Here is an 11,252-nt window from a genome sequence, read left to right on the forward strand (position 1 = left end):
GCACACGCCTCCCTAAGCCCCACGCGGACCACACCGCTCCGCCGCCGCATCGCGGCTTCGCCAAATCGGTATCATCATTTTTGAAAACGACAAAACCAATTTAATGCCACTTGAGGTAAATCACCCTGAATGGTATCTCACGCGCCATGACCTCGACTCCCCATACCATCGAGACGCTCGCTCCGGGCGCAACGCGGATGGCCGCAGAAGCGCTGTCCGCGCCGGCATTGTGCGCGCGGCAGCTTCAGCTTAATACCAATCTGGTCCGCGACGCCGGCCAGCGCCTGCGCGCGCTCGCCCCACCCTTCGCGGCGACGCTGGCGCGCGGCAGCTCCGATCAGGCCGCCGCCTTCGCCAAGTTCCTGCTGGAAACGAAAGCCGGCATACCCACGGTCAGCCACGCCCCGTCGACCGGTTCGCTCTATCGCGCGACCTCGGCCCATTTCCGCGACGTGCCGCTGATCGCGATCTCGCAATCGGGCCGCAGCCCCGATCTGCTCGCCGCCGCCGATGACGCGCGCGCGCGGGGTGCGGTGGTCATCGCCGTGGTCAACGATGCCGCCTCCCCCCTCGCCAACCTCGCCGAGATAGTCGTTCCCGTCCACGCCGGCCCCGAAACCAGCGTGGCGGCGACCAAGAGCTTCCTTTGTACGCTCGTCGCGCTCACCCATCTTGTCGCCGAGTGGAGCCAGGACGCGGCCCTGCTGGAAGCGCTGCCCCAGACGGGACGCGTGCTCGAACAGGCCGCCGCGGCCGACTGGACCGCCGCCGTCGCGCCGTTGAGGGACGCGAGCGAGATGCTCGTGCTGGGCCGTGGCCCCAGCCTGCCCGTCGCTGGCGAAGCCGCGCTCAAGCTGAAGGAGACATCGAACCTTCATGCCGAGGCCTTCAGCAGCGCCGAAGTGGCGCATGGCCCGATGACGCTGGTGGGCGCGGGCGATCCGGTGCTGGTCCTCGCCCCGCTCGATATTGCCCGGACCGGCCTTCGCGCGCGACTGGAGGATTTCGCGGCGCGGGGCGCGAACGTGATCGCCGCCGGCTTGCCCGAAGACGTGGCGCCCGCGAGCCTCGTCCTGCCGATGGACACGCAGGTCCACCCCGTGCTGGGCGCTATCGCGCAGATCCAGAGCTTCTACGGCCTGGCCAATGCGCTTTCGCTGGCGCGGGGGTGCGATCCCGATAGCCCTCCGCATCTCAACAAGGTAACGCGCACGCTATGACGCTGACGGCACTTACCGGCGCGAGCATCGTTCTGGCCGACGCGATTGCCGAAGGGCAGGCGCTGTTGCTCGATGGCGACCGCATTGCCGGCCTTGCTGCGGCGGATGCCCTGCCGGCCGGCTGCGCCCGCCGTGACCTTGGCGGTGGCTGGCTGCTGCCGGGCTTCATCGACGTGCAGGTCAACGGCGGCGGCGACGTGTTGTTCAACGATCACCCCTCGGTCGAGGGCATCCGCGCCATCGCCGCCGCCCATCGTCGCTTCGGCACGACCGGGCTGCTGCCAACGCTGATCAGCGACTATGCCGGCGTGGTCGAAGCCGCCATCGCGGCGGGCGAGGCGGCGCTGGCCGACCGGGTGCCGGGTGTGCTCGGCATTCACATCGAAGGCCCGCATCTCAACCCCGCGAAGAAGGGCATCCACGACAAGGCGCGCTTCACGGCGGTCGATGCGGAAGTCATCGCGCGGCTGGCGCAGCCCACCCTTGGACGGCGCGTGGTGACGCTGGCGCCCGAACTCGCCCCTGCGGGAACCGTGCGGACACTGACCGATGCGGGCGTGCTGGTGTGCGCGGGGCACAGCCTTGCGGACTACGACCAGACCCGCGCCGCGCTGGAAGAGGGACTGGCGGGTTTCACCCATCTGTTCAATGCCATGACGCAGTTTCTCAGCCGCGAACCCGGCATGGTCGGCGCGGCGCTGGAAGATCGCGCCAGCCATTTCGGGCTGATCGTCGACGGCCTCCATGTCCATCCCGCGGCGCTGCGCGTGGCGCTGCGCGCGCGCGGGGGCGACGGGGCGATGCTGGTGACCGATGCGATGCCCCCGGTCGGCGGCACGCAAAACCGGTTCACGCTGATGGGCCAGGACATCGCGGTGGTCGACGGCACCTGCCGGGGGCCGGACGGCACGCTCGCCGGATCGGCGCTGACCATGGTGCAGGCGCTCTGCAACACGATGGACATGCTCGGCTGCGACATCGTGACCGCATCGCGCATGGCGAGCGGCAATCCCGCGCGATTCCTGCGGCTCGACCACGAAACCGGCGCCATCGCGCCGGGCTTGCGCGCCGATCTCGTCCACCTGGATGCGTCGCGCTCGGTTACCGCCACCTGGATCGCCGGCGCACGCGCGGATCACCGCGCATGATGCCCGAACTGGGCCTGATCGAAGGCCGCTTCGGGCGCATCTGGACCGAGGCGGAGCGCGGCCATGTCGTGCAGACGCTCGCGGCGGCGGGCTATGGCTTCTACCATTACGGCCCGAAGGCCGACCGCGCATTGCGCCGCGCCTGGCGTGAGCGCCACGACCCCGAACAGACCGCTATGCTTGGTCGCCTCTCCGCCCACGTTCGCGCGGCGGGGATGCGGTTCGGCATCGCGCTGACGCCGATCGGCTCCACGCACCCGTTCGACGACGAGGCTCGCGCTGCGCTCGCTCGGCGGGTGGCGGACCTTGACGCCATCGGCATCGACGACCTTGCCGTGCTGTTCGACGACCTGCGCGGCGACATGCCGGACCTTGCCGCGCGGCAGGCGGACGTGGTCAACTTCTGCGCGGGCCTGACCCGGGCGACGCGGGTCTATACCTGCCCCACCTACTATTCGGACGACCCGGTGCTTGATCTGGTGTTCGGCGACCGGCCCGCCGGCTATCTCGCTGAACTGGGACGGCGGCTCGATCCGGCGGTCCGGGTTTACTGGACCGGCGAGGAGGTCTGCTCGCGGGCTATCGACCCCGCCCATGTGGAGCGCGTGGCGCAGGAACTGGGGCGTCCGGTCTGCCTGTGGGACAACTATCCGGTCAACGACGGCGCGCGCATGTCACGCTTTCTCCATCTGCGCGCGTTCACCGGCCGGTCCGCCGCTATCGCTCCGCACGTTTCGGGCCACGCGATCAACCCCGCGATCCAGGCGCATCTCGGCTGCATTCCCGCCCTGACGCTGGCTGCGGCTTACCGGCAGGGCGAAGCCTACGCCTATGGCGCGGCGTTCGCTGAGGCCGCGCGGCAGGTGCTGGGCGCGGCGTTCGCGCAGATGCTGCAACAGGATCTTCCGGCGCTTCAGGACGTTGGCCTTGAACGGCTGGGATCGCGCGGCGAGCGCCTGCGGGCACGCTATGCGTCGATCGACCATCCCGCCGCGCGCGAGATTCTTCGCTGGCTGGACGGCGACGACCTGATGACCGACGACGAAGTCCAGACCCAATAGGACCAGACAACGGCGCCATGACAGGAAAACGCGACACGGAACTGCTGGAGCGGCTGCGCGAGGCGGTGGGGCAGCGTCATGTGCTGACGTCCGCGCGCGCCACGGCGCGCTATCGCCAGGGCTATCGCACCGGCAGCGGGCCGGCGCTTGCCGTGGTGCAGCCGGGTAGCCTGGTCGAGCTTTGGAAGGTCGCGCAGGCCTGCGTCGCGGCTGACGTCTCGATCATCATGCAGGCTTCGAACACCGGGCTGACCGGCGGCTCCACGCCCGATGGCGCGGATTATCCCGGCGGGCTCGTCATCATCAGCACCACACGCCTTTCCGCGCTGCATGTCATCCGCGATGGCGCGCAAGTGCTATGCCTGCCGGGCACAACGCTGCACCGTCTGGAGCAGGCGCTGCGCCCCTTTGGGCGCGAGCCGCATTCGGTGATCGGCTCCTCCTGCCTCGGCGCCTCGGTCGTGGGCGGCGTCTGCAACAACTCGGGCGGGTCGCTCGTGCGGCGCGGGCCGGCCTATACCGAGCTGGCGCTGTACGCGCAGGTCCGGCCCGACGGCACGCTGGCGCTGGTCAACCACCTCGGCATCGCGCTGGGGGACGATCCCGAAACGATGCTTGCCCGGCTGGACGCGGGGGCCTTCGCGGAAGCCGACATCGATCCCGCCCTCGACCGCCGGGCGCACGACCATCGCTATGCCGAGCATGTGCGCGATGTCGACAGCATGAACCCGGCGCGGTTCAATGCCGATCCGCGCTGCCTGTTCGAAAGCGCCGGCAGCGCGGGCAAGCTGATCGTCTTCGCCGTCCGGCTCGACACGTTCGCGCGCGAGGAAGACACCGCCACCTTCTACATCGGCGCAGCTTCGCCCGAACCGCTCACCGAACTGCGCCGGACGATGCTGCGCGATTTCGCGCAGCCGCCGATCGCCGGGGAATACATGCACCAGACCGCGTTCGACGTGGCCGACCGCTATGGCCGCGACATGTTCTTCGCGATCGAGCGGCTCGGCACGGACCGGCTGCCCGCGCTCTTTGCCGCCAAGGGCCGGTTCGATGCGCTGTTCGGCAACGGCCTGAGCGACCGAGTGATGCAGTGGGCCAGCCGGTTCGTGCCCGATCCCCTGCCCGCACGGATGCGCGCCTTCCGCGATCGCTTCGCGCACCACCTGATCCTCAAGGTCTCGCGCGATCAGGCAGAGGTCACGCGCGGGCTGCTTGCCCGCCTGTTTCCCAGTGATGAGAACGGCGATCATTTCGAATGCACGCCGGCGGAAAGCGCCAAAGCCTTCCTGCACCGCTTCGTCGCCGCCGGCGCGGCCGTCCGCTATCGCGCGGTGCATCGGCGCGAGGTGGAGGATATCGTCGCGCTCGACGTCGCGCTGCCCCGCAACACCCGCGAATGGCGCGAAAGACTGCCGCAGGACCTCGCCGACAAGACGATTCACGCGCTCTATTACGGGCACTTCTTCTGCCAAGTGTTCCATCAGGACTACATCGTGCGCAAGGGCACCGATCCGCTGGCGTTCGAACATGCGCTGTGGGCGCTGCTGGACGCGCGCGGGGCGCAGTATCCGGCCGAACACAACGTCGGCCATCTCTACGTCGCGCGGCCCGAGCTGGAACACTTCTACCGCAGCATCGATCCGCGCAACCAGCTGAACCCCGGCATCGGCCACACCGCCCGCGGCCGCGGCTGGACCGCAACGGCAACCCCTGGAGAACACCGGCCATGACCTATTTCCTCGGCATCGACGCCGGCGGCAGCAATTGCCGCGCGCGCCTGATCGATGCGGCCGGCGCCACCATCGGCGAAGGCCGTTCGGGCACCGCCAATGCGCGCATCGGCATCGACGCGCTCTATGACACCTTGAAGGATACCGCCGACCAGGCGGTGGCGCAGGCCGGCCTTGCCCCGCCACAGCGGGCGCAGGTCCGCGCCGGCATGGGCATTGCCGGCATTACGCGCCCCGGCGTGCGCGAAGCGCTTGGTGAACTGGATTTCGGCTTCTCCTCGGTCGCCTATGCCACCGACGCGCAGATCGCCAACCTTGGCGCGCATGGCGGCGAAGACGGGGCGATCCTGATCATCGGCACCGGCAGCGCCGCCCAGTTGCGCGTGCATGGCGAGGATTTCACCATCGGCGGCTACGGCTTTCCCATTTCCGACGAGGGCAGCGGCGCGGCGCTTGGCCTGTCCGCCATGCGCCACGCTCTGCGCGCGCTCGACGGGCGCACCCGCCGCACGCCGCTGAGCGCCGCCGTGACCGAGCGCTTCAACCACGACACGGCACAGGCGATCGCGTGGATGGATCAGGCCACGCCACGCGACTATGGCACCTTTGCGCCGCTGGTGATGGACTATGCCGAAGCCGACGACGCCATCGCCCGCTCGATCGTGGAAGACGCGGCCGCGCATATCGAGCGCTTCATCGAGACGATCTTCGAGCGCGGCGCCACGCGCTGCACGCTGGTGGGCGGACTCGCCCCCCGCATGAAGCCCTGGCTGCGTTCCCGCACCGTCGAACGCCTGAGCGATCCGCTCGGCGATTCCCTCGATGGCGCGCTCCGCCTCGCCGGTTATCGCGGACCGGCCTGACCCCGACGGGCGGCCCGGATACTAGCCGTCAGCGCCCGATCAGTCCCAGTGCGTGACGGATGAACGCGTCGCGGTCCGTGACCCACCGCGCCTGGGGCGGCAGTGCCGGATCGACCAACGTCCAGCCCTGCGGCGCATAGACCTGCGCCAGCGTTCCCCTGGTGTTGAACGCCATGGAGACCATGCGCTGCTGCGCCAGCGTCGTCTGGCTGTTGCCTTCCATCGCCACGCCATCGGGCGCGAGATGCGTTCCTTGCGGGCGCAGCGCGATCGCATAAGGCTCCGTCCGGAAGCTCTGGACCGTGGTGTTGAGAAAAATCGACAGATAGACCTTGTCCAGCGCCTGTCCGACGACAGCCGCTTTCGTGGGCGGCATCCGCCATGCGGGATCGGCCAGCAGGCTCCACGGGTAATTCTCCGGCGCGCCATACCGCAGTTCGGTACGCAGATCGACGAGTCCTTCGCGCGGTGCCTGCGCCGGCGCGATCCGGTTCAGCCGCAGCCCGTTCGACCACGTGAAACCAAAGGCGCTGACATCCAGCAGCGGCATGGCCGACGGCGTGGAACCGACGGGTCGGTTCGATACCGCTACGTTCTCGTAGATGCGCAGATAAGCCTTGTCCTTGATCTGGTGGCCGCTGGCGAGGTTCTGCCACGCGCGCTGGCCCTGCCAGCTCGAACGGACGAAATGCGAAACCAGCGTACCGTTGATATAGGTACTGTGTTCCTGATCGCTGTTGGTGCCGACGTTGCCGGCAATCTCGCTGTCCTCGACATAGAGCATGGTCTGGCCGCTGGGGACGAAGATCGCGTTCTTGCCGCCGTAGATCTTCGAGCGCCGGATAACAGCGGTGAACAGGCCGGGCCGATGCCCGTCGAAGGCTTCGAGATAGACCGCGCCGACCGGCTGGATCGCGCCGGGGAAGTCCAGTTCGACATCGCGCATTTCGAAATGCAGCCGCTGCTGGCCGATGTCGTAGAGGTGAAGGCCGACGGACGCCCACTCGTTCCCCGACCGGAACGTGACGCGACGCCCAGGGACCGACGAGCGCAGGATATACTGCGTTCCGCGCAGATCGCCCGCGACCTGCGGCACCACCGGCGCGAACGGATAGACGCACGGTTGCCCCGCGCCATCTAGCGCTTCGTAAACGAGTTCGTAGCCCCCTTCGATGCGCCCGCCGAAATCGTCAACGCTCCGTCCGGCATAGACTTCACGGCCGGCGGCGCGCGAGGCATCGCATTTCACCAGCAGCCGGACGGCGGGGCGGCGCAAGCCCTCCATCGGCATGTAGAACGGATAGGCGCGGTCCGCCTGCTCCGGCGGCAGCGGCGCCGCCGAGGGCAGCGGTGGCGCATCCTGCGCGCCAGCCAGCGTTTCCGGCATCGAGACATCGGCATAGCGCAGGCTTTGCCCGGCGCCCGCCCCCGCCCCGGACAGCAAGGGCAGCGCCAGCACCGGCAGGGCCAGAATCGTCAGCAGTTTGACCCTTGCAGGCACGCGCACCGGTTGCTCCCTGTTTCACGCGAAAGAACCACCCTCCTAGACGGAAGGGCGTTAAGGCGAAGTATCGATGCGGCCGGTCAATGCCATGGCTCCCAGGGTCGGCCCCGAACATGCTCCGGATCGGTGGAAACCGCCTGTTCGAATTCAACCGAACTTAACGATTGTGACCAATAAACTTCGCCTCCTAAGCAGCGCCAGGCAAGGTGAAGGATCGCCATGCCCCGACAAGCGTTGCGTTGCCGCAGGTTATGGACCGCAGATGAGCTTGGTGGATACGACGGATGGACAGGCTCTACGCAAGGCGCAGGTCGAAGCCAGCCTGAAACTGGCGCGGACGGCCGTCATCGGCGGCATCGTAAACGCAATCATCGTAGCGACCGTCCTGTGGTCCTCGGTCTCCCACGCGGCCATCGCGTTCTGGACCTTGCTGGTCCTGGGGCAAGGCCTCGTCCGGATTCTGCACGCGCGCCGCCTGGCAAAGAACGATTACGAGGATTTGTCCCCGTCAAAGGATGGCCGCTTCATCGAGCTACTTGCCAGCCTGAACGGCGTTGCCTGGGGCTTTTCCATGGCGATTGGCGGCTTTGACGCCACGCCTGGCGTATTCACGCTGCTGGCCATGCTCACCGGCGGCATGATGGGAGCCGCGGTCATCAGCTATGGCCCGCTTCCACGGGCGGCGTTTGCCTACATGATCCCGCTGACGATCGGCTCGATCGCCGGATGGCTGCTTTCCGGCAATCCCCTGGCGATGACGGGCACGCTGCTGATCCTGTGCTACGCCGCCGTCCTGTCCCGCTCGATCAAGGGCACCGAAAAGGTCTTTGCCGAAAAGGTCGCGCGCGAGCAGGCGCTTCGGGAAAGCGCGGAAACCGTGCAGCTCCTGCTCAAGGACTACGAGGCGCAAAGCGCCGACTGGCTCTGGTCGATCGACCGGGAGGGGATGATCCTAGCCCCGACGGATCGCTTCGTCGAAGCCAGCGGGCGTGACCGGGAAACACTTGAAGGGCACGCCCTGCTCTCGCTGTTCGACGCAGGGCACGAGCACGAACGGCTCGTCGAGATGCTTCGGAAACGGCAGGCTTTCCGCGATCTGACCGTGCAGATCACCGTGGGCGACGAAACGTGCTGGTGGCGGCTTTCCGCCCAGCCACGCGCCGGCGGCCGCATGCAGGGCGTCGCCTCCGACGTGACGGCGGAAATGCGGGCGGAAGCACGGGTCAGCTACATGGCGCACTATTGCGGCCTGACCGACCTCGCCAACCGCTTCCTGTTCAACGAGACGCTGGGCCGCGCGGTCAAGCGGCTGCACGAAGAGGAACGGACGGCCGTCCTGTGCCTCGATCTCGACCAGTTCAAATCGGTGAACGATACGCTGGGGCATCCCATCGGCGATCGCCTGCTGTGCGAAGTCGCGCGCCGCATCGAGGCCTGCGTACAGGAAAAGGCCATGGTGGCCCGCCTAGGAGGCGACGAATTCGCCGTCCTGATCGAGCGGGTGAAATCGCCAGACGAGGTGGAAGCCTGCGCCGCCCGGATCATCGATGCGGTCGACCAGCCGTTCATCCTCGACGGGATGCAGGTGATGACGTCGACCAGCATCGGCATTGCCTTCGCCACCGTGGCCGACAGCGATCCCACCGAAGTCATGAAGCGTGCCGACCTGGCGCTGTACAGCGCGAAGACAAACGGCCGGAACCGCTTCGCCCATTTCCAGATTGGCATGGACGAAGCGGCCCGCGAACGGCGCGATCTGGAAATGGACCTGCGCGCGGCGCTGGTGCGCAACGAGTTCACGCTGCACTACCAGCCGCTCGTCAACATCTCGTCGGGAGACGTGGTGGGCTACGAGGCCCTGATCCGCTGGCAGCATCCCACGCGCGGGCTGATCATGCCCAACGCCTTCATCCCGCTGGCCGAGGAAACCGGGCTGATCGTGCAGGTGGGCGAATGGGTGATCCGCCAGGCGACGGCGCAGCTCGCGCTATGGCCCGCCGACCTGCGCATCTCGGTCAATCTTTCACCCGCGCAGATGCGCAGCGCGAACCTGATCCCCACCGTGGTCAACGCGCTGGCCAGCGCGGGGATCGACGCCGGTCGGCTGGAGCTTGAAATCACCGAAACCGTGCTGATGCAGGACAGCGAAGCCAACGTATCGACGCTGTACAAGCTGCGCGAGATTGGCGTGCGCATCGCGCTCGACGATTTCGGAACGGGCTATTCCTCGCTCAACTATCTGCGCAGCTTTCCCTTCGACAAGATCAAGATCGACCGGTGCTTTGTGGAATCACTCGATCACAACGCCGAATCGCGCGCCATCATCCAGGCCATCACCGGGCTGGCGGGCAGCCTGGGCATGGACACCACGGCGGAAGGCGTCGAGACCGACGCACAGCTTCAGGCGCTGCGCGACAAGGGGTGCACCGAGATCCAGGGCTTCCTCATCTCCCAGGCGATCGATCCGGATGGCATCGGGCAGGGAACCCGTCCCGCTGCGCAGCAGGGCGGCAGCGATGGCGCGCCTGCCGAAACGCAAGACGACGACGCGGAAAACCGAAACCGCGCAGCCTGATAGGTCCTATCCGTTCGTCCGGCGCGGCACGCCATAGCCCAGCCCTTCCAGCCGGGCCATCGCGGGGGCTCGAAACAGTGCGGGATTGGCCAGATAATCGTCGATCATCCCGATCGTGTCGAACCCCCAGAAAAGTTCCGCGCCCACTTCCACCGTCGGCACGCCGAAGACGCCCCGCGCGATGGCCGCCTCGGTATTGGCGCGCAGACGGTCCTTTACCGTGGGCGCGGCGAGTACCGCCGCCACGCGGTCCAGCCCCAGCGCGCGGCCGAACGCTTCCAGATTGGCCGGATCGCCGAGATCGAGGCCATCGCGGAACACCGCATCGAACAGGGCGTCCACCGCATCCACCCGCGCATCGAGCGCGACCAGCAGGCGCAGCGCCTCGATCGAGCGGAACGGATGCACATCGGGGAAGCGGAACGGAATGCCGTGGCGATCGGCAAGCCACTGGCACATGCGGTAGATCTGGATGCGCTTGGGCGGCACTTCGGCTGGCCCCAGTTGCCCCCAGTGCTGAAGCAGGCCGCCCAGCAGAACGGGTTCGGGCCGCAACGCGAGCGTAGCGTTCCGGCGCAACTGCTTCCACATCAGGTACGCGAACGGCGACACCAGATCGAAATAGAACGTGGCGGGCGTGGTCGCGGGTGGGAACGCGGACATGGCCGGAAGCCTCCTTCGCGGCGATCATGTCGCCTCGCGAGCCATCCGGCAATGTCGGTGGGCAGAAAACCGTAGCGGCCTATCCGTGCGCCCGCTCGCCATAGAGCCGGGCCGCGCGCATCAGGCAGGCGGCCGTGAGGACGGGGGTGACCGCGATGATCAGCATCGAATGCCGGATCGCCATGTCGCCATAGCGCGGCGTCAGCAGATCGGTGACGAAGCCGACGGCGCTTGGCCCCACGACATTGCCGATGAAGCTGGCGCCGAACAGCAGCAGCGCGATGGCCAGCGCGCGCTGGCGCTCGGGCACGATGTTGACCGTGGCGGCGTAGACCGGCCCTTGGTGGATCAGGGTGACGAAGCTGGTCAACGCGAAGGCGGCAAACCAGACGGCGCGGTCCGAACCGAGCAGGAACACCGCTTCCGCCGGGCCGGCGAGCAGGCAGGCCAGCGCCGGCACGGCCAGCCGCCAGCGGATGCGGCTG

The 11,252-nt window shown here is 67.7% G+C and carries 8 protein-coding genes and 1 pseudogene; 6 read left to right on the forward strand and 3 right to left on the reverse strand.

Features of this window, described 5'->3' with window-relative positions:
• The first annotated feature begins 146 nt into the window (after positions 1–146).
• Genes B3547_RS00985 through B3547_RS01005 form a run of 5 tightly spaced genes read left to right on the forward strand, consistent with a single transcriptional unit; the run spans position 147 to position 6,025 of the window.
• Positions 147–1,220 carry an SIS domain-containing protein gene (locus B3547_RS00985; RefSeq protein WP_292959630.1) on the forward strand — a complete coding sequence of 358 codons (1,074 nt, stop codon included), beginning with the start codon at positions 147–149 and terminating at the stop codon, positions 1,218–1,220.
• Positions 1,217–2,368: an N-acetylglucosamine-6-phosphate deacetylase gene (gene nagA, locus B3547_RS00990; RefSeq protein WP_292959631.1), complete on the forward strand. Its 1,152-nt coding sequence runs from the start codon at positions 1,217–1,219 to the stop codon at positions 2,366–2,368. Before B3547_RS00985 ends, nagA begins: the two co-directional genes overlap by 4 nt.
• On the forward strand, positions 2,365–3,429 hold the full coding sequence (locus B3547_RS00995; RefSeq protein WP_292959632.1) for a beta-N-acetylglucosaminidase domain-containing protein: 1,065 nt from the start codon (positions 2,365–2,367) through the stop codon (positions 3,427–3,429). Before nagA ends, B3547_RS00995 begins: the two co-directional genes overlap by 4 nt.
• A gap of 17 nt (positions 3,430–3,446) precedes the next feature.
• Positions 3,447–5,162: a D-lactate dehydrogenase gene (gene dld, locus B3547_RS01000; RefSeq protein WP_292959633.1), complete on the forward strand. Its 1,716-nt coding sequence runs from the start codon at positions 3,447–3,449 to the stop codon at positions 5,160–5,162.
• Complete coding sequence (locus B3547_RS01005) at positions 5,159–6,025, forward strand: BadF/BadG/BcrA/BcrD ATPase family protein (protein WP_292959634.1); 867 nt, start codon at positions 5,159–5,161, stop codon at positions 6,023–6,025. The genes dld and B3547_RS01005 overlap by 4 nt, the downstream gene beginning before the upstream one ends.
• 28 nt (positions 6,026–6,053) lie before the next feature.
• Here the strand turns inward: B3547_RS01005 and B3547_RS01010 are convergent, their stop codons facing one another.
• The gene (locus B3547_RS01010; protein WP_292959635.1) at positions 6,054–7,532 is read right to left on the reverse strand and encodes a hypothetical protein; all 1,479 of its coding nucleotides are present in this window, start codon (positions 7,530–7,532) and stop codon (positions 6,054–6,056) included.
• Positions 7,533–7,791: 259 nt separating this feature from the next.
• Between B3547_RS01010 and B3547_RS01015 the strand changes: the two genes are divergently transcribed.
• Complete coding sequence (locus B3547_RS01015) at positions 7,792–10,104, forward strand: putative bifunctional diguanylate cyclase/phosphodiesterase (protein ID WP_292959636.1); 2,313 nt, start codon at positions 7,792–7,794, stop codon at positions 10,102–10,104.
• 6 nt (positions 10,105–10,110) lie between these two features.
• Here B3547_RS01015 and B3547_RS01020 read toward each other — a convergent pair whose 3' ends face one another.
• Positions 10,111–10,767 (reverse strand): 2-hydroxychromene-2-carboxylate isomerase, encoded by a 657-nt coding sequence (locus tag B3547_RS01020; protein WP_292959637.1) that lies wholly within the window; start codon positions 10,765–10,767, stop codon positions 10,111–10,113.
• Between the two features lie 79 nt (positions 10,768–10,846).
• Positions 10,847–11,252: pseudogene (locus B3547_RS01025) on the reverse strand (hypothetical protein); the annotation flags it as partial.

Source organism: Novosphingobium sp. UBA1939 (assembly GCF_002336885.1).
Classification (GTDB): Bacteria; Pseudomonadota; Alphaproteobacteria; order Sphingomonadales; family Sphingomonadaceae; genus Novosphingobium.